The sequence below is a fragment of the Pseudovibrio sp. Ad26 genome, from assembly GCF_001623285.1.
In the GTDB taxonomy this organism is placed as follows: domain Bacteria; phylum Pseudomonadota; class Alphaproteobacteria; order Rhizobiales; family Stappiaceae; genus Pseudovibrio; species Pseudovibrio ascidiaceicola.
Map to the genome: position 1 here is coordinate 13,688 of NZ_LMCE01000062.1, position 16,918 is coordinate 30,605.

At 50.8% G+C, this 16,918-nt stretch carries 18 protein-coding genes and 4 tRNA genes; 10 read left to right on the forward strand and 12 right to left on the reverse strand.

Annotation, left to right across the window (positions count from 1 at the left end):
* The first annotated feature begins 4 nt into the window (after window positions 1-4).
* The 4 genes from PsAD26_RS14890 to PsAD26_RS14905 all read left to right on the forward strand — a co-directional run bounded on the left by PsAD26_RS14890 (window position 5) and on the right by PsAD26_RS14905 (window position 2,071).
* Window positions 5-400 (forward strand): SUF system Fe-S cluster assembly protein, encoded by a 396-nt coding sequence (locus PsAD26_RS14890; protein ID WP_063288640.1) that lies wholly within the window; start codon window positions 5-7, stop codon window positions 398-400.
* Window positions 401-465: 65 nt separating this feature from the next.
* Window positions 466-843: an iron-sulfur cluster assembly accessory protein gene (locus PsAD26_RS14895; RefSeq protein ID WP_057465160.1), complete on the forward strand. Its 378-nt coding sequence runs from the start codon at window positions 466-468 to the stop codon at window positions 841-843.
* A 42-nt stretch (window positions 844-885) separates the two neighbouring features.
* Window positions 886-1,545, forward strand: coding sequence for a thiaminase II (gene tenA, locus PsAD26_RS14900; RefSeq protein WP_063304932.1), 660 nt, complete (start codon window positions 886-888; stop codon window positions 1,543-1,545).
* Between the two features lie 115 nt (window positions 1,546-1,660).
* Window positions 1,661-2,071 (forward strand): TfoX/Sxy family protein, encoded by a 411-nt coding sequence (locus tag PsAD26_RS14905; protein ID WP_082831175.1) that lies wholly within the window; start codon window positions 1,661-1,663, stop codon window positions 2,069-2,071.
* A 13-nt stretch (window positions 2,072-2,084) separates the two neighbouring features.
* Here the strand turns inward: PsAD26_RS14905 and PsAD26_RS14910 are convergent, their stop codons facing one another.
* From PsAD26_RS14910 to parE, 3 genes are all read right to left on the reverse strand, one after another.
* Window positions 2,085-3,143: a GGDEF domain-containing protein gene (locus PsAD26_RS14910; protein ID WP_063288643.1), complete on the reverse strand. Its 1,059-nt coding sequence runs from the start codon at window positions 3,141-3,143 to the stop codon at window positions 2,085-2,087.
* Between the two features lie 110 nt (window positions 3,144-3,253).
* Window positions 3,254-4,687, reverse strand: a complete 1,434-nt coding sequence (locus PsAD26_RS14915) for a DEAD/DEAH box helicase (protein WP_063311084.1) — start codon at window positions 4,685-4,687, stop codon at window positions 3,254-3,256.
* A gap of 207 nt (window positions 4,688-4,894) precedes the next feature.
* Window positions 4,895-6,985: a DNA topoisomerase IV subunit B gene (parE, locus tag PsAD26_RS14920; protein WP_063311085.1), complete on the reverse strand. Its 2,091-nt coding sequence runs from the start codon at window positions 6,983-6,985 to the stop codon at window positions 4,895-4,897.
* Window positions 6,986-7,578: 593 nt separating this feature from the next.
* Here parE and PsAD26_RS14925 point away from each other — a divergent pair.
* From PsAD26_RS14925 to PsAD26_RS14940, 4 genes are all read left to right on the forward strand, one after another.
* Window positions 7,579-8,475, forward strand: coding sequence for a tetratricopeptide repeat protein (locus PsAD26_RS14925; protein WP_208985713.1), 897 nt, complete (start codon window positions 7,579-7,581; stop codon window positions 8,473-8,475).
* Window positions 8,476-8,865: 390 nt separating this feature from the next.
* A tRNA-Pro gene (locus PsAD26_RS14930) sits at window positions 8,866-8,942 on the forward strand.
* A gap of 21 nt (window positions 8,943-8,963) precedes the next feature.
* A tRNA-Pro gene (locus tag PsAD26_RS14935) sits at window positions 8,964-9,040 on the forward strand.
* 22 nt (window positions 9,041-9,062) lie between these two features.
* Window positions 9,063-9,139 (forward strand) — tRNA-Pro (locus tag PsAD26_RS14940).
* 355 nt (window positions 9,140-9,494) lie between these two features.
* Here the strand turns inward: PsAD26_RS14940 and PsAD26_RS14945 are convergent.
* On the reverse strand, window positions 9,495-10,985 hold the full coding sequence (locus PsAD26_RS14945; protein WP_193758294.1) for an inorganic phosphate transporter: 1,491 nt from the start codon (window positions 10,983-10,985) through the stop codon (window positions 9,495-9,497).
* A gap of 585 nt (window positions 10,986-11,570) precedes the next feature.
* On the opposite strand from PsAD26_RS14945, the gene PsAD26_RS14950 reads away from it, so the two are divergent.
* Together PsAD26_RS14950 and PsAD26_RS14955 are read left to right on the forward strand one after the other, a co-directional pair.
* Window positions 11,571-11,876 carry an ETC complex I subunit gene (locus PsAD26_RS14950; RefSeq protein WP_063311158.1) on the forward strand — a complete coding sequence of 102 codons (306 nt, stop codon included), beginning with the start codon at window positions 11,571-11,573 and terminating at the stop codon, window positions 11,874-11,876.
* 79 nt (window positions 11,877-11,955) lie between these two features.
* A tRNA-Arg gene (locus tag PsAD26_RS14955) sits at window positions 11,956-12,032 on the forward strand.
* A 63-nt stretch (window positions 12,033-12,095) separates the two neighbouring features.
* Here PsAD26_RS14955 and PsAD26_RS28855 read toward each other — a convergent pair.
* From PsAD26_RS28855 to PsAD26_RS14995, 8 genes are all read right to left on the reverse strand, one after another.
* Window positions 12,096-12,533 carry a tyrosine-type recombinase/integrase gene (locus PsAD26_RS28855; RefSeq protein ID WP_244278239.1) on the reverse strand — a complete coding sequence of 146 codons (438 nt, stop codon included), beginning with the start codon at window positions 12,531-12,533 and terminating at the stop codon, window positions 12,096-12,098.
* Window positions 12,488-13,114 (reverse strand): hypothetical protein, encoded by a 627-nt coding sequence (locus PsAD26_RS30195; protein ID WP_063311088.1) that lies wholly within the window; start codon window positions 13,112-13,114, stop codon window positions 12,488-12,490. The genes PsAD26_RS28855 and PsAD26_RS30195 overlap by 46 nt, the downstream gene beginning before the upstream one ends.
* A 180-nt stretch (window positions 13,115-13,294) precedes the next feature.
* A complete protein-coding gene (locus PsAD26_RS14970) occupies window positions 13,295-13,714 on the reverse strand; it encodes a hypothetical protein (protein WP_063311089.1) in 420 nt (139 codons plus the stop codon).
* The gene (locus PsAD26_RS14975) at window positions 13,714-13,971 is read right to left on the reverse strand and encodes a hypothetical protein (protein WP_153041504.1); all 258 of its coding nucleotides are present in this window, start codon (window positions 13,969-13,971) and stop codon (window positions 13,714-13,716) included. The genes PsAD26_RS14970 and PsAD26_RS14975 overlap by 1 nt, the downstream gene beginning before the upstream one ends.
* A 71-nt stretch (window positions 13,972-14,042) precedes the next feature.
* Entirely contained in the window at window positions 14,043-14,354 is a 312-nt protein-coding gene (locus PsAD26_RS14980; RefSeq protein WP_063311091.1) for a hypothetical protein, read from the reverse strand.
* Window positions 14,351-14,746 carry a DUF968 domain-containing protein gene (locus PsAD26_RS14985; RefSeq protein WP_063311092.1) on the reverse strand — a complete coding sequence of 132 codons (396 nt, stop codon included), beginning with the start codon at window positions 14,744-14,746 and terminating at the stop codon, window positions 14,351-14,353. Before PsAD26_RS14985 ends, PsAD26_RS14980 begins: the two co-directional genes overlap by 4 nt.
* Window positions 14,746-15,846: a phage recombination protein Bet gene (gene bet / locus PsAD26_RS14990; RefSeq protein ID WP_063311093.1), complete on the reverse strand. Its 1,101-nt coding sequence runs from the start codon at window positions 15,844-15,846 to the stop codon at window positions 14,746-14,748. Before bet ends, PsAD26_RS14985 begins: the two co-directional genes overlap by 1 nt.
* Window positions 15,846-16,820 carry a PD-(D/E)XK nuclease-like domain-containing protein gene (locus PsAD26_RS14995; RefSeq protein ID WP_063311094.1) on the reverse strand — a complete coding sequence of 325 codons (975 nt, stop codon included), beginning with the start codon at window positions 16,818-16,820 and terminating at the stop codon, window positions 15,846-15,848. Before PsAD26_RS14995 ends, bet begins: the two co-directional genes overlap by 1 nt.
* Window positions 16,821-16,918: the final 98 nt, after the last annotated feature.

A 16,918-nucleotide genomic window follows, 5' to 3' on the forward strand; every position in this document is an offset into this window, starting at 1 on the left:
ACCTATGACAGACAACACACAAACAAGCGAGTTCTCTGACGGACCTTTGACAACTCCGGAAATCAACCAGAGCTCCGCAATTCCTGCGGAAGAGCTGGAGCGTTTGACCGGCGATATCATTGCTGCGATGAAAACCGTATTCGATCCGGAAATTCCGGTCGATATCTACGAGCTTGGCTTGATCTACAAGGTTGATATCGAGGATGACCGCGCGGTCAAAATCGACATGACTTTGACCGCTCCAGGCTGCCCGGTTGCTGGCGAAATGCCAATTTGGGTAGAAAACGCAGTAAGCTCTGTACCAGGCGTTGGCACCGTGCAAGTGGATATGACCTTTGATCCTCCATGGGATCCTAGCCGCATGTCTGACGAAGCTCGCGTTGCGTTGAACTTCTTCTAAGGTTCGAATAGCGCTTACAATGTATGGCACCTCGACAGTGTTGAGGTGCCCATGGAGGGTGCAAAATGGCCTCAGGATTTCAGGTACTATCGCTGACGGACGAAGCAGCTGATTACATTCGTACTTTGCTTGAAGCAAGTGATGCCGATCCACTCGGTTTGCGTGTCGCCATAAAAACAGGTGGCTGTGCGGGCATGGAGTACGAACTGGATCTGGTAACAGAAGCAAAGTCCGGCGATGATGTTGTTGAAGATAAAGGCGTAAAAGTCTTTGTTGATCCAGCAGCTACGCTTTATCTGCTTGGAACGGAAATGGGTTTTGAAACGACGAAATTCCGCTCTGGTTTTACGTTCAAAAATCCAAATGAAGTCTCTGCATGCGGTTGCGGTGAATCCGTAGAGCTGCTGCCAGCTGATCTTTCAAAGTTTGCTCAGAAAAACTAGTAGCGCTCAAGTCTGAGCAGCTACGGCAATAGGTGGGATGCCGTGTCTCTTTTTAATTCATTGAAAAACGATAATCTCGAGACGTGGCATTCCTACACCAAACATGAATTTGTCCAGGGCCTTGGCGATGGAACTCTGCCAATTGCAGCGTTTAAGAAGTACCTCGTCCAAGACTATCTCTTCCTGATTGAGTTCGCACGCGCCTATGCGCTTGGCATGTACAAGTCCACTGACCTTGCTCAGATGCGAAAATGTCTTTCCTCCGCAAAGGGCATTCTTGAAGTAGAGATGAGCCTTCACATCCGCCTTTGCGAAAGTTGGGGGCTGTCTGAAAACGAGATTGTCGCAACTCCGGAAGAGCCAGCAAATCTTGCATACACCCGGTATGTTCTCGACACCGCAATGAAGGGCGATATGCTCGACCTGAAAGTTGCACTCGCACCTTGCGCTATTGGTTATGGTGAAATTGGTGCCGAGCTGGCAAAGCAAGATGGGGCACTAGATCCAAGCAATCCATATGCAGAATGGATCAAAGAATACTCCAGTGATGAGTATCAGGAACTCGCCGCTGACGCGGTGAAGGAAATCGATGATCTCGGCGCGCTCTACGCAACTGACGCACGCTACGCCAAATTGTCTAGAATATTTAGAGAGGCCACTAGACTTGAGGCCAATTTCTGGCAGATGGGCCTCGAGCTATAATCATTCAAAAGAACACATCACATTTCTGTGAGTGGATGAAGCAAGCAATAATCTTGTCGGTCTTCGACTGAATATTGCAAGCTTTCAATATATTTATATCTTTTGGTGATTACTTATGTCTTTATCCTCATTCTTTCTATCTGATAAACGCCCGGTATTCCTGAAGAATATCCGTTGCCGCCCCATGTTTGGTGGTCACGGATATTATATGAATGGCAAAATGTTTGCCCTCGTTCGTGAAAAGTCACTCTATCTCAAAGCGGGATCCAATAACGTGGCCGACTTTTTACTGACTGGCCAGCTGCCTTACATTCATCAGTGTTTTGGAGAATATTTCCCGACGAACTTCTATTCGGTTCCGCTGAATATTGTCGAGGATGAAGTCCAGCTAACACGATGGATTGCAAAGGCGATACGCCAACTTGCTCAAGCCAAGGAGAGTGCGAAAGCCTCTTCAGCCTTGGATAGCCGACAAAAAAAGACGGCAATCATACGATCTGCCGTCTCGAATACGTTTCTATTTTAAAAATTGGCGCTGCTTAAGCAACCTGTGTCACGCTGGGGATCTTCTTCTCTTCCTCAGCTTTCACGAGGTTGCGGCCAGCTTTCTTGGCAGCATAAAGCGCAAGGTCCGCACGAGACACCATGCTTTCTGCACTGTCGCCAGGCCGGAAAGTTGAAATGCCAATAGAGATTGTGATGCGACCAAGGTTCTCACCGGTGGAACGCTTCACGAGCTCTTTCGCCACAACGTTCTTACGGATCTTCTCCGCAATCACCTTTGCATCTTCAATGGTAGTTCTTGGTAAAATGATGCCAAACTCTTCACCACCATAACGACACGCAATATCGTTGTTCTTGACATTCTGCTTCACCGCCAGCGCCACAAGTCGAAGAACCTGGTCGCCGGTCTGATGGCCGTAGTTGTCATTGAACTGTTTGAAATGGTCGATATCTGAAATTAGCAAGGAGAGGGGAGCATGACTCTCTTCGGTCTCTTTAACCGCACGCACAAGACTCTGATCGAAATGCTTGCGGTTATTCAGTGTGGTCAGTTCATCGGTGAGCGACTCATAACGGATCGCTTCCAATCCTTCCTGCAAGACGCCGATCTGACGGCGAGAATCAACCAGCTGTTCGCGAAGCTCTTGATTGCTTTCAGCGGTTTCAGTGGTCAGTTTTGCAAGATGAATGACAAGCTGGGAAAGTTGAGAACGATCACTGACGTTCTCAAGAGCGCTCAACGTGCGGGCCAGCTCTTCACCGTATTCGGTGGTTTTGAGTGTTCCCTTATCAAGCGCAGAAATCAGTTCCCGAACTTCCTCCGAGATCTTGTCGCCAACTTCGTCAATGCGCTCACCCAAACGGTTCGGCGACAAAAAGCGATTATAGATCTTCTGAGTCTCTTCAGGAGAAATTTTGCCATCACGGGCAAGAATCTTATTGATGGTCCGGTTCAGAGCCCGGTTAAACCCGGAAGCGTAAGAATACCACAGCTCATAGTTGCGTGGAAACGCTGGAAGCTTATTCGTCTTGATGTAATCGAGCGCACTGTCTGCATAAACAATCGTACGCTTGAACTCGTCTTCTTGACTCATGATTGCATCACCGCGTCACGGAAAGGGCTACCCCATAATTAATAAGCTAATTTAACATTAGCTTATTTAATGGGATATACCTAACCAGTGGTTAACCTCAGGAAAATGGGCTATCGGCTTTGAACTTTGGAACGAGTTTCCCGCAGCAGGAAGGCCGGAACATGGCTTGCATTACGGAAAATCGCATCATCTTTAGGTTGATTAGCGCGGCGACCGCCTCTTGGACGAGGTGGAGCAGCACGACGCTCAGCGTGCATTGGAACCACGGGTTGCTCTTCAAGGCCAGCTGGTACAGATTCGGTTTCCTGTACGGCTGCTTCCTGAACTTCAGCCTTAGGCTTACGTGAGCGGCCTTTTTCTTTTGGAGTGCGGGTAGAACGGCGGCGAGACTTTTTGTCATCGGCAGGCTTGGAGAAATCAACCGGCTCTCCGACCCACTCGAGCTCTTTACCAATCATGTCGTTAATCGCTTGCAATGCTTTCTGGTCCTTGCCCGTCACAATGGAAATCGCAGTACCTTCACGGCCTGCACGCCCGGTACGTCCAATCCGGTGGACGTAGTCTTCTGCATGAATAGGAAGATCAAAGTTAAAGACGTGGCTCACGGTTGGAATGTCAAGACCACGTGCAGCAACATCACTGGCCACCAGAACCTTGATGTGACCCTTTTTAAAGTTGTCCAACATAGTCATGCGAGAGCGCTGGTCCATGTCACCGTGAAGTGCACCAACAGAAAACTCATGACGCACAAGCGAACGGAAGAGGGTAGCTACATCGCGTTTCCGGTTGCAGAATACGATCGCATTCTGCAAATCTTCAGCGCCTTCGATCAGCTCACGCAATTTTGCGCGCTTCTCATAGTCTTCCGCGTCAGCGGCAGCAATGCGCTGCGTCACAGTATCCGCAGTTGTAGAAGCTTTCGCCACTTCCACCTTTGCAGGGTTCTGGAGGAACGTGTCAGTCAAACGCTGAATCTCTGTCGGCATAGTTGCGGAGAAGAACAGGGTCTGGCGAGTGAACGGGATAAGCTTACAAATGCGCTCAATGTCTGGAATGAAGCCCATGTCCAGCATGCGGTCAGCTTCGTCGATTACAAGAATATCGACGCCCTGCAACAGCAGCTTACCGCGCTCGAAATGATCAAGCAGGCGGCCAGGCGTTGCGATTAAAACATCAGCGCCACGCTCAAGCTTGCGGTCCTGTTCAGCAAAGGAAACACCGCCAATCAGCAGTGCAACGTTCAGCTTGTGATTGACACCATATCGATTGAAGTTGTCTTCCACCTGCGCTGCAAGCTCACGGGTTGGCTCAAGAATAAGAGTTCTTGGCATCCGGGCGCGCGCACGGCCTTTTTCCAGAAGTGTAATCATCGGCAGCGTAAAGCTTGCCGTTTTCCCGGTTCCAGTTTGAGCAATCCCGAGGACATCTCTACGTTCAAGAACGTAAGGGATGGCGCCTGCCTGAATGGCAGTCGGTTCTGTATAGCCAGAGGCTTCTACAGCGGCGAGAACTTTCTCACTAAGTCCGAGAGTGGAAAACGACATATTTCATGTTCTTTACGATAATTGAGGAGAGAAGCTGGAAGCCGTATGAGTTACAGGTTTCTCCAACCAGTTTGGCGGAACACTACATTTCTAAGCAGCGTTGTCAATAAATTCTGCGGTATAACCGATATATTCCTTCAAGTTATGCCAAGGTTGCCGAGTTATAACCTACGCAAAACTCAGCAACTATTCAGAATTAAGGGTCTTTTAAATATCCAAATCAGTCGCGAACTCTGCCCGCTCCTGAATAAAGTTGAAGCGTGCCTCAGGTTTGTTACCCATCAACTGCTCAACCGCATTGCGGGTTTCGCTCACTTCATCCTCGCCAACAACTACTTTAAGCAGTGTCCGGCGCTTTGGATCCATGGTGGTTTCCTTCAGCTGAGCTGGCAACATCTCACCCAACCCCTTAAAACGGCCAATTTCAATCTTGCCATTCTTCTTAAAGCTGGTTTTCAAAAGCTGTTCACGATGCGCGTCATCTCGGGCATAAAGCGTCTTGCCACCCTGACTGATCCGGTACAGCGGAGGAACAGCAAGGTAGAGATGGCCGTTATTGACCAGATCCGGCATCTCTTTATAGAAGAATGTGATGAGAAGGGCTGCAATATGCGCCCCATCAACGTCCGCATCGGTCATGATAACAATGCGCTCATAACGCAGGTCTTTATCATCATAATGAGAGCGTGTTCCACACCCAAGTGCCTGAATGAGATCAGACAGCAGCTGGTTTGCTACCAGCTTGTCCCGGCCAGCGTTCGCAACGTTCAGGATCTTGCCGCGCAGTGGTAAAACGGCCTGTGTTGCACGATTCCGAGCTTGTTTCGCTGAGCCCCCCGCGGAATCACCCTCCACGATAAACAGTTCAGTGCCATCAGATTTGCTTGTTGAGCAATCCGCGAGCTTACCGGGCAGGCGAAGGCGACGAACCGCAGTCTTACGTGCGACATCCTTCTCCTGACGACGCTTCAAACGCTCTTCAGCACGGTCAACAACCCACTCAAGTAGTTTGTTTGCCTGGTTTGGAGAAGCTGTTAGCCAGTGGTCAAAGGCATCGCGAACAGCGTTTTCAGCAATACGGGTTGCCTCGTTCGTGGCCAGTTTGTCTTTTGTCTGACCAACAAACTCAGGCTCGCGAACGAAAACAGAAAGCATACCAGCCGCCGACGTTAAAACGTCATCGCCAGTAATAATGGAGGCCTTCTTATTGCCAATCAGCTCGCCATACGCCTTCAGACCGCGGAGCAGGGCATAGCGCAGTCCCGTCTCATGCGTCCCACCTTCTGGCGTTGGCACAGTGTTACAGTAAGAATTGACGAACCCATCACCGGCAAACCAGGCAACAGCCCATTCAACCGAACCATGTTTGCCTGTCGCCTGTGTTCGGCCAGCAAAAACCTCGTCAGTAACACGGCGCTCTTTACCAAGAGCCTCTTCCAGATAATCCTTCAGGCCACCAGGGAAATGGAAAGTCGCAGTTTCAGGCACCCCATTGGCTTCATCGGCAAGAGCCTTGGCACAGCGCCAACGAATCTCTACACCGCCAAACAGGTAGGCCTTGGAACGCGCCATCTTCATCAAACGGACGGGTTTAAACTTGAGCGTCTTGCCGAAAATTTCCGCATCCGGCTTAAACCGCACCATGGTGCCGCGACGGTTGTGAACATCACCAACCAGCTCAAGGCCACCGTCTGCAAGGCCGCGGCGGAACGTCTGGCGATACAGTTTGCGGTTACGTGCGACCTCAACGACCAGCTCTTCAGAGAGCGCATTTACAACGGAAATACCCACACCATGAAGACCACCGGAGGTCTCATAGACTTTGCTGTCAAACTTACCGCCAGCATGCAGGGTCGTCATAATGACTTCCAGAGCGGACTTGTCTTTATATTTAGGATGCGGATCAATCGGGATACCGCGGCCATTATCTGTAATGGTCAGGTAGCCATCATCACCTAGGGAGACATCAATCCAGCTGGCGTGGCCTGCAACGGCCTCATCCATGGAGTTGTCGATCACTTCAGCGAACAGGTGGTGCAGCGCTTTTTCATCCGTGCCGCCAATATACATTCCCGGACGGCGGCGCACAGGCTCCAGGCCTTCAAGCACTTCAATGTCAGCTGCGGTGTAATCACCTTCAGCGCCGACAGGAGCGGCCTTGCCTGCGGATGATGGCTTTGCAGGTGAGGTCGGTGCGCTTGCGGCTGGTGCTTGTTTCTTCTCAGTGCTGCCAGAAGAGGATGTCAGCTCATCCATGCTTTTGGTAACATCTGCAAACAGATCATCAGGCGTGCTCATCGTACCTCTTTGGTCTTGCGCTTAAATAGTCTCGAATCAAACGGCAGTCTTGCAGGACTGAGAGAAAAGGGCAAAGATCTGCCGGAGTTCTACTCTTGTTCCTTGTGGGTAAGCGCCAGACATACGCTTTTTCGCTTACCTGAATGTGCCGAACCCCACCAAAAGCGGGCATCTGATGCCATATGCGCCATTCGCGGCGAAAATACAAATGGCATTTGTGATTGCCCCAAGGCCTGTGATCAAAACTTTACACCGGACATACACACGGCAGTTACGTCATCTGCTGCAGATTGTTGCGAGCATGCAACAGCATTTTGCGCTGACTCGAATGGTGGAAACTGACACTGGTTCATGGATGGCAAATTGGATAGTTTGCCTTGTCCATGTTTGAGAGATGGTCGAACTGTGTAGGATTTTTGTCAATCAGATAGAAAGCTAGGCATTTGTAAGATCATTTGTGACAATTTGAAGGTATGTCACCTTTGGAAACAAAATTGACATTTTTTCCTTTCATAGCCTGATCACACAACGACGGTATGAAAAGATAAGAAGTCAGAACCACTGACAAATCGACAGTGGTCAAGTGAGGCACTTTGATAAAAGCTCTGTTTAAAGATGAAATGGGAACGCACCACAATGCGTTGACGCGTCTTGTAACAAGCTTGAGCTGCGCCTCGGTTCTTACTCTTCTCGCATTCAGCAGCGCACATGCTCTGGATACCAACAAAAGTGCGAGCGCAATGGCTGCCGTCAACCAGATGGCAAATGTCACACCTCAGCAAGCCTTGAGGGAAGGGGCTCGCGCTTACTACTCCGGTGAAAAAGACAAGGCTCTCTCTCCACTTCGCTACGCTGCTGAAAATGGACAGGCCATGGCGGCCTGGAAACTCGGCAGAATGTACGCGCAAGGAGACGGGGTGCCAGAAGATGATCTTCAGGCGTTCCAGTATTTTTCCCAGGTCGTGCGCGAATACTCTTCCGATGGCCCTAAAGCACGTTCAGCCCCATTTGTCGCAAGCGCTCTGGTGGAGCTTGGTCGCTACTTCCTGACAGGTATTGGTGATAGCCCGGTCCAGCAGAACACGCACAAAGCACGTGAGGTGTTCACCTACGCTGCGTCCTACTTTGGTGATGCGGATGCGCAATACAATCTCGGCATTATGTATCTCAACGATAAACTGCCAGATTATGACCGCCGCCTTGCTGCCCGCTGGTTGAAACTCGCAGCCGTAAAAGGTCATGTCGGAGCACAGGCCAAGTTTGGTGAACTGTTGTACTTTACAGAAGAACTGACAACTGCGCGCATGACAGGCCTGAAATGGATGACCTTGGCGCGCCGACAAGTGGTTGGCGGTGATAATGATGCCTGGATTGTCTCTCTTCACGAGAAGGCATTTTCTCTGGCCTCCGAAAAAGAGCGCCGCAAGTCTGCTGAATGGGCTGACGCATGGCTGGTTAAGCGCGGCCACGTAATTGCTTCAAGCAACTAATCCACTCCCTTCTGATTTTCTTTTAAAATATGACTTGACCACTCAGGTTATTTCTGCGATTTAAAACATGAGTTCAATATTCAAGTTTTGTTATTGACCTCTGTTTGGCGATTGTAGACCCCAATTGCGGGTCTCTGGAATGTACTTGGGGTGAGCCTTTTGCGCTCACCCTCTTTTTTTGCCTGTACGTCGCAGAAAAGCTAAAATTTTCACAGTCTTCACGCGCATTGTTTAAGCCTCTGAAATTTCAGTCTTTTCAACAGCAGGATGCAGTTTTTTAAATTTTCTCGCATGATTTGGGAAAAACTATAAAACACGCTTGCCAAGCTTTAAAACTCTGCCTATATACCTGCCTCAACAAGACGCCGCAGGGCGTCACGTTGATGAGAACGGAGCATAGCGCAGCCTGGTAGCGCATCTGGTTTGGGACCAGAGGGTCGCAGGTTCGAATCCTGCTGCTCCGACCATTCATCAACACGAAGATAGATCGGAGCATAGCGCAGCCTGGTAGCGCATCTGGTTTGGGACCAGAGGGTCGCAGGTTCGAATCCTGCTGCTCCGACCATCTATCGACCCGAAGATTAGTTCGGAGCATAGCGCAGCCTGGTAGCGCATCTGGTTTGGGACCAGAGGGTCGCAGGTTCGAATCCTGCTGCTCCGACCATCTTCCCTTCAATTCCCCTCTTTAATTTCATAACATCGAGTAGTCAGCGCTGCTCCTTCACTATGTCTTTGCGCGTTCTTAGCCGCACAGAGCATTACTCCATTTGTACCTTCTAACACCCACTTCATTTCACAACATTACTCTTTGGCCAAAACGGGCAGGGAAGGTCACTAACGGCGTCCCTCCGTTAGTCTTGGCGTTGGTCGACCAAGTGCAAGCTGATGCCCTGTGCACCCTTTAGCGCTCTCTTGGGATGCTGTGACCCTCACCCAAAAACTGCAGCCAATGAATGCATAGAAAAAGCCCGAAGGCGAGGGCCTCCGGGCTTTATAAATCTCATTACTCTGAAACCAGCTTAGAACACGAAGAGATCCAGCACGAAGAACAGAGCAGCTGACAAGAGTGCAGCCAATGGAACGGTGATCACCCACGCAGCAATAATGGTCATGAAGTGCGAGCGGCGCACCAGCATACGGCGCTTTTCGTCTTCTTTCACAGTGTTCTGCTTATAGCTTTCCATGCCGGTGCTTTCTTTCACGAAAGCAATGCGGCGCTTGGACTTCATTGTGTACCACTCACGGAAGAAGCCAACGCCGAAGATTGCGCCAACTGCAATGTGAGTAGAACTCACCGGAAGCCCCAGCCAGCTAGCAAAGATCACTGTGATCGCAGCAGAAAGAGACACGCAGTAAGCGCGCATTGGGTTCAGCTTAGTGATCTTCTCACCGACCATACGGATGAGCTTAGGACCAAACAGCATCAAACCGAAAGAAATACCAAATGCACCGATCAGCATAACCCAGAGAGGGATCGTCACAGCCTTCGCAATGCCACCTTCCTGAACGGTGTGGACGATTGCAGCAAGAGGACCAATCGCATTCGCAACATCGTTCGCACCATGCGCGAAGGAAAGAAGTGCTGCGGAGAAAATCAAAGGCCAGCGGAACAGGATACGAAGGGACTGGTTCCGGTTTTCCATGCCCTCCGACTGCTTGCGGATCAAGGGGCGACAAATGGCCAGGGCAGCAACAAAAGCAATTGCGCCAAGCAGCAGAGCGACCTCAATGTCGATCTTTACGATCTTCTTCAGGCCCTTCATTGCCAGATAAGTGGCAAACGCACCTGCCATGATCGCGATCAAAAGCGGCACCCAGCGACGGGCAGCAGCAATCTTGTCTTGCTGGTAGATAATGAAGGATTTGATGAAGGCCAGGAACAAGGCCGCAATAATACCACCCAGAACTGGAGAGATGACCCAGCTTGCAGCAATGCCGGACATGGTACCCCAGCTGACAGAGCCAAAGCCAGCAGCAGCAATACCGCCGCCCATCACACCACCAACGATAGAGTGGGTCGTGGAGACGGGAGCACCTATCCATGTTGCAAGGTTCAGCCAGACAGCCGCAGAGATCAGCGCCGCGAGCATCAGCTTCACAAAATCTGTGTAGTCTGTAATTTGCGTTGCATCGATAATGCCCTTGGAAACCGTTTTAACAACGTCACCACCGGCAATCAAAGCGCCAGCGCTCTCAAAAACGGCTGCAAGCAGCAAGGCGCCGCCAATGGTAAGAGCTTTAGAGCCAACAGATGGGCCCACATTGTTTGCTACATCATTTGCACCGATATTAATCGCCAGATAGGCACCAATACCTGCAGCAGCAACAATAATAATAGCGTTTGGATGGTCAGAGACATAAAAACCAGCCATCGCCATAGCGAACATTAGAAAAACAAATGCGACCGCAGGAGCAACCAATGGACGTGCCATTGCGTTGCCGGCCAGCTCTAGCCTGGAAAACTTATCTAAGTCTTTGTCTAGAGTAGGCTTTTTTCTAAGGTTAGACATGCTGTATACTTTTTTCGCCGCGTCTTCTTCGCGTAGTTTCTCATGCACCTAGCAGCAGGCATAACACCCGACTGCAATTTTGCACCCACCCTTCATCACAGGACAAAGGCAGGCGAGCGCACATCTTGAATGTGGCAGTGTTGCCCTCAAATGAGCAGGCACCAGAAAAACACTCGAGGAACTTTGTGTATTGAAGCTACCTTCAAGCGCTTTTATTTCCAGTGAACGCTCAGTTCGCGCGCAAACTAGTTTTGTCTCCGGTATATTTCAAGTTAAAATTACCTATAAACTTTGGAGAAGTAACTAGTCACAGAAATATCACGAAAGCTTCGCAATTTCTTAATTAAAAATCGCCCAACGTCAAGTCCGGTAATACTGGAAATAAAACCGCAATTATTGCACCGGTTAGCGCAATTATTGCACTTAAGGCCGCAATGAGTGCATCTATAGCTATTTACTAAGAGAAATCGGTATAGCTTGACCAAGTGCATTGACACCAATGGCATAATTGGAGAAGAAACAGGAAAACTGGTATATCGCGTTGGAGAGTGTGTTTCCGAATCCAATGCGAAAAAGAGAGGTTACATGGTAGCTCGCATTTACAATCCAGCCAAAACTGCAATGCAGTCCGGAACAGCCAAAACCAACAACTGGGTGCTGGAGTTCGATCCACAGTCCCCAAAGTCCATTGATCCTCTGATGGGTTATACTTCATCAGGTGATATGAAGCAGCAGGTAAAGCTGAAGTTCCCGACCAAAGAAGAAGCGGTCGCCTACGCAACACGCAACAATATTGCATACCGCGTAGATGAAGAGAGCAAGCGCAAGCACCGCCGCGCATCTTATTCAGATAATTTCCGTTTTGACAGATTATCTCCGTGGACACATTAAGTTTCAGCATTGAGATTATTCTCTAACGGCCTTATGAAACATCCCACGCAACGGGCGATCCACTCGCCCTTGCAAAAGCGGTCCCTTAGCTCAGCTGGATAGAGCACCGGCCTTCTAAGCCGACGGTCGCAGGTTCGAATCCTGCAGGGATCGCCACTCTTTTCTAACATCCTGATATTGCTTAGAAAATTACCTCAAAAACCCCTAACAAGTTAGGTGTTAGGGGTTTCGTTGCAAAGTTTTGATGGCTTCCTCTGCCATTTTTTTGCGATTAGCTTTGCGCGTATAGAGCGACGGCATATCATCTGTCGTCCAGCCAAAGATCGCTTTTAGCTGAGAATCGGTAGCCCCGTTTTCTGCTGCAAGTGTTGCAGCGGCTTTCCTCATTCCATGAGCACGACCGGGTACTCCAGCTGCAACGCAGCACTCCCTAAACCAATTCCCGAACGATTCCTTCGTGTATGGCGTTTGGTCTTCTTTGCCGATGTAGCTGACACCATGTGGTGTTGCGTCAATCGCCTCCTGAAGGGGCACCAAGATCGGCAGATGTATTTCCACTTCTCCTTTTTCCGTTGAAAAGCTGATTACCCCGTCCTTGACATGGGCAGGACCTACTCTGCAAACATCCCCGCGTCGAAGCCCGGTAAAAGCCAGCACTTCAAGTGCAAGGCGTTCGCGTGTCCCAAGCGGCCAACGGTTCCTGTACTGCTCAACTTCCTCAGGCGTCCACGTATGATGACCGTCTGATTTGTTTCTCGCGGTACGTCGCGGGTAGGGTTCTTGGTGATGGGTATGTTCTTGTCGCTGATCGCCCACTTGTACATTGCTGACATGTGCTTCAGAAAGTTGTTGGCGGCACCTGGCGTGCTTGCGCGTTTATCTCTCCCACCTTGGATCGTTGATGCATCAATCGCCTCAAGTGGATGATGTCCGCTTTCTTTTGCGATGTTGTTTAGGAAGCTTGTCTTTACGGCTTGAGTGCTCTCCTTCAAGGAGGAGAACTCGGGGCTAGAGAGATACTGGTCGATCAGCCAACCAAGGGTGTTCTCTTCGCGTTTCTTCTTCGGAGGAGCATCGGCGCCATTGAGAGCGGCTGTATAGGCTTCCATGAACTCCTCTGAGCCATACTCGCCGGGGAGGCGGCTTCTAGGGCCTTTCCCGCGCCTGAAGTACCAAAAGACCTTCCCACGCCCAACCTCCCGTAGAATGTACGGGAGGCGCTTTCTCTTCTGTCTCATATTGAGCTAACCTTGGGTGGTTCCTTGTTGTCGTTGTCGCTTGTGGCCACTTCGGAACTAAGGCGTATTGTTCCATCCGCTTTTATTTCGACGCAGCGAACAGAAAAGCCACCCTTTTCGGCTCCCTTGATCGCCCGTACGATATCGGTTTGCTTGAATGGTGATTTTGTCCGCAATGCATCAATCCTCCAAGTAAGAAGCCAGCAATCTGCGGTCCCCGTTTTCCTGAAGGTCAAGCTCAAGACTTTCCGCTGCCTTGATTACCTCCTCTGACGTCTCGAAACCGAGCTCTTCATAAACAGCAACCGCGCTTCTGCTATACTGCTTATATTGGTCAACAAGCTCGCTGAGCATTGGGGCACAGTTGCCGCAGGTGGTGACACCATCAGCATAGTTGTAGTGCGGGTCGCCCTCGAAAATCGGTTTATCGCACCCTTCACAACGCCCAGTGGATTCCGGCAGGTCGTCCTCTATTTCGTCAAGCCGGTGACAGGCGGCTGCATAAGCTTTACTTGTCGGTTCTAAGAGAGCTAGACGCTCCTTCTCGATTGACATTAGGTCCGCTTTTGCAGCTTCCCAGTCTTCGCGTGTGTAAGCCATTACGCTGCCTCCCGTTCTTTCAAAGCTTCAGGTTTGTCCGGCTGCACGTTGTACCGGTGCCAGGCGCTTGGTGAGGCTTCATAGGACTCGTAATGCTCCGCTTCGCGAAGATCTGCGAGGCCGCAATCGACAGCCGCAGCGTGCGCCCGATGCTCGAGCTTTGTCACTTCAAGAGCCTGAAAATTGAGGTTGGTTGATGTCCGCTCAATCTGCTTCTGGCCGGTGGCTTCAAAAGCTTTCTTTGAGAGAGTTTCCATCTTCCTCCTCTCTCTATGAAGCAGCTTTACTGCCTCATAGAGAGCTGTGACCTTCTCAAGAGAGGCGGCCATCAGGCAGTCTCCTGCGGTGCTTTACGGTTCATTTCTGCAGCTTTGCGTTCAGCAGCCTTCTCCAGCTTATTGTTTTCGCAATTGGCGTAGAAGTAACGACGGCCAGCTGCGCCTGATGCGCACTCAAGTTTGAAGTATTGATCGTAAACTGCTCGATCTCCCCCTGTGATTTCTGTCTTCAAAGGGAAGCCAACTGGTAGGTTCAAATGGTGGCGCTCAATACCGTGCTCATCCATGAAGGTTCTGAGGGCTTTGTCTGCTTCACAGGCTTCATCCCAGAGGGCTTGCAGGTCTTCTTCAGTGCGTTTCATGCTGCTTTCCTCACTCTTGCTGCTGTTAGGATGCGTTTTGCTGCTTCTTCATCGCCTGAGATCGCGTAGAGATCTCTTGCGACAGCGAGCGGGTCGATGCCTTGTGCTCGCCAGAACTCATGCTCATTTTGGCCGTGCTGCTCGTCATGCTTTTTCCTGATCATGGGAACGACCCAGCAATCATCAGGCTTAGTGGCTTTGCCTGTCCGCGGCTTTTTGTAGAGCGGGTCGCCATAGCGAACGTGACAGGGGTCAACGCCATGCCGGCCTGTGATGAGGCAGGGGAGCTTGCGGACAAAGGCCAGGTGGCCTTCATCCTTTTTGCGCGCGTGTTCCTTCCCTGAAGGGTCGAGGGAGAAAGCAGTGTTGGGGCGGCGTAAACGGAAGCCCATCACTTACCCCCGTCAAGCTGGGCGCAGCGAACCGTCACAGCTGCCTGACAAAGCTCACTGAAGGATTGCTCCCCAATTGCGCGAATGCTCTTCTGGTGGCCTGTGAGGGCGTTCTTTGCTGCTTTGGGATTGCTAACCTTGGCAAGATCTTCCATCAAAAGCTTGAGTATGGCTTTGGAGTCTTCATCCAGAGACTTGCGGGCTTCAGGGTCTAGTTGTGACCAGATCGCAGTTGCGCCTTGAGAGAGTGGATTGTCGCTAATCCCTTGTTCCTGCTGGCGCGTACCTTCCATTTCTTCATTATCTTCCTGTGACCGGCCCAAATCTGAATACTGCGGCGCTTTACCAGTCTGTCGCTGAGCTTCTCCCCCTTCAGTTTGTTGCTGATGTGCATCTGCAATGTACTCCGCTTGGGTTTCATCAGTAGCGGCGAGGATTTCGCCCTCGATTGTTTCAGCTGCAGCGTTGTAGCCTTCCTGAGGGCCTACTAGAGGGCTAGCACGTCGCGCCTCTAATCGTTGCGCAAGTCCGCTCGATTTACGCTCAGGAGCATCGAAAGCACGCTCTACCTCATCCGCCTCATATATCCCTGAGAAACCGAATGCATAACGTGCCGCTTGGATCATGGCTTTGTGGCGCAGCATACGCCGCGGCCATTGCCTCCATGGGTCTGTGCCGCGCTTGCACTCCTCCATGTATTCGGTTGCTGAGATAGCGCGTGTTCGGTCCTTGCGGAACATCCGGCATGTGATCGCAATGACTGCGCCGTTGTCATCCAATTCGTCTTGAAACTCCATGCCGTCGAACTGCGGATTGGAGTTAATAAGGTTGGCCCACCCATCGACGGAGACAATCGGAGCAACACCGCCACCCTTTGCAGGGAAGGCATAAATCTCCTTGGTAAGTGGGTTCAGATTGTACTCATGGGCAACGACCAGAAAGGCTGCGAATTCTTCTTGAGAAGGGGGTTCTTTGTTCTTTTCAGGTTTCATGATTGTGTTGCGAAGCGTTTGCTCGAATGCTTGCGGTTCCATGCCATAGCGCTCGGCCATAGATGTTGTGATGCTGTTTTGTCTGGTGGGTGCGAGTTGCTTAGACATTACGCGGCCTCCGTTCTTTGGGTGTCGTTTGCAGCGAGAAGTTCATCAACGCGCGTCTCGTGCCATTTTGGTGGGGTCCAAACCTTTGCTTCAAAGGTTTCAGCAGGCCATTGGCCGGAGCGCAGGCAGCTAGCGAAGACTTCAAGCCCCTTACGCAATTGTTGATGGCCGCGTGACAGCTGGTCTGGCGTTAGCGACACCACTCGAACCGGCCATGGGCGCTTGGTTTGCACAAAGACAAAATCAAACGCCTCAAGGCTTGTTCCGAAAAGTGTTTGCAGCCCTAGGTCGACCAGAGCGCCTTGAATGTCGTAGCCGAACTCTGCAATGGCGGTGTCGGTCCGTCGAATGTCTTTTGTCGTTTTGAGGTCCGAAGCTTGGTTCCAACCAAATGGGAGTAGGTCAGGGCGGGATTTTAGCCAAATGCCGGTTGAGGGGTCCTGCCAGAACATCGACCGCTCAATGGCACCATCAAGCGCGCCAAGGCGTACTTCATCGTTGTTCTTGATGCCGGAGTTCGGGCAGCAGTCCTGCCAAGGATGAACTCCCGCCATGCCTTGAACGTTGTACCAGTCCATGGGCTTCAGGATGCGTCTTCCTGCCTTTTCTTGCTCCGCAATCCATCCCTTGCAGACATGCGCGTTACCATTCCAAGGCTTTTCTTCCCCGGTCTTCGCATCGTCATAGGTTTCTGGCTGAACAGCGAACTGATCTTTGAATTTACCCTCGCCAAGAAACAAGGTGTGGGCACATTGCCCGACGCGATAGGACTGTTTGTCCTCTGACACTTCGCGCTGCGGATTGAGCGAGCTTTCTGACCAGTATTCGGCAGGGCTCAACTTGAGCATGGTCCGTAAACCACTGGAGCTGACTGATGGGCCTATGCAAATGTCAGAATGGTAGGCTTCGATTGGGAGCCCAGCATAAAGACCGGGTTCACAAATTTTGAAGGTATCCCAATGTATTTCGTCCATAAGATTACCCTGCTAAGTGTGTGATAAAGCGATCAATGGTTGGGATGGATGCGAGGAAGATCAGGTAGATCGCACCCCACTTGAAGAGGGCAGACACA

What these genes read in the sequence shown, in the direction of transcription:
- PsAD26_RS14890 (WP_063288640.1), top strand. Translation starts at nt 5, where the DNA reads ATGACAGACAACACACAAACAAGCGAGTTCTCTGACGGACCTTTGACA.
- PsAD26_RS14895 (WP_057465160.1), top strand. Translation starts at nt 466, where the DNA reads ATGGCCTCAGGATTTCAGGTACTATCGCTGACGGACGAAGCAGCTGAT.
- PsAD26_RS14905 (WP_082831175.1), top strand. Translation starts at nt 1,661, where the DNA reads ATGTCTTTATCCTCATTCTTTCTATCTGATAAACGCCCGGTATTCCTG.
- PsAD26_RS14910 (WP_063288643.1), bottom strand. Translation starts at nt 3,143, where the DNA reads ATGAGTCAAGAAGACGAGTTCAAGCGTACGATTGTTTATGCAGACAGT.
- PsAD26_RS14915 (WP_063311084.1), bottom strand. Translation starts at nt 4,687, where the DNA reads ATGTCGTTTTCCACTCTCGGACTTAGTGAGAAAGTTCTCGCCGCTGTA.
- parE (WP_063311085.1), bottom strand. Translation starts at nt 6,985, where the DNA reads ATGAGCACGCCTGATGATCTGTTTGCAGATGTTACCAAAAGCATGGAT.
- PsAD26_RS14945 (WP_193758294.1), bottom strand. Translation starts at nt 10,985, where the DNA reads ATGTCTAACCTTAGAAAAAAGCCTACTCTAGACAAAGACTTAGATAAG.
- PsAD26_RS14950 (WP_063311158.1), top strand. Translation starts at nt 11,571, where the DNA reads ATGGTAGCTCGCATTTACAATCCAGCCAAAACTGCAATGCAGTCCGGA.
- PsAD26_RS30195 (WP_063311088.1), bottom strand. Translation starts at nt 13,114, where the DNA reads ATGAGACAGAAGAGAAAGCGCCTCCCGTACATTCTACGGGAGGTTGGG.
- PsAD26_RS14970 (WP_063311089.1), bottom strand. Translation starts at nt 13,714, where the DNA reads ATGGCTTACACACGCGAAGACTGGGAAGCTGCAAAAGCGGACCTAATG.
- PsAD26_RS14975 (WP_153041504.1), bottom strand. Translation starts at nt 13,971, where the DNA reads ATGGAAACTCTCTCAAAGAAAGCTTTTGAAGCCACCGGCCAGAAGCAG.
- PsAD26_RS14980 (WP_063311091.1), bottom strand. Translation starts at nt 14,354, where the DNA reads ATGAAACGCACTGAAGAAGACCTGCAAGCCCTCTGGGATGAAGCCTGT.
- PsAD26_RS14985 (WP_063311092.1), bottom strand. Translation starts at nt 14,746, where the DNA reads ATGGGCTTCCGTTTACGCCGCCCCAACACTGCTTTCTCCCTCGACCCT.
- bet (WP_063311093.1), bottom strand. Translation starts at nt 15,846, where the DNA reads ATGTCTAAGCAACTCGCACCCACCAGACAAAACAGCATCACAACATCT.
- PsAD26_RS14995 (WP_063311094.1), bottom strand. Translation starts at nt 16,820, where the DNA reads ATGGACGAAATACATTGGGATACCTTCAAAATTTGTGAACCCGGTCTT.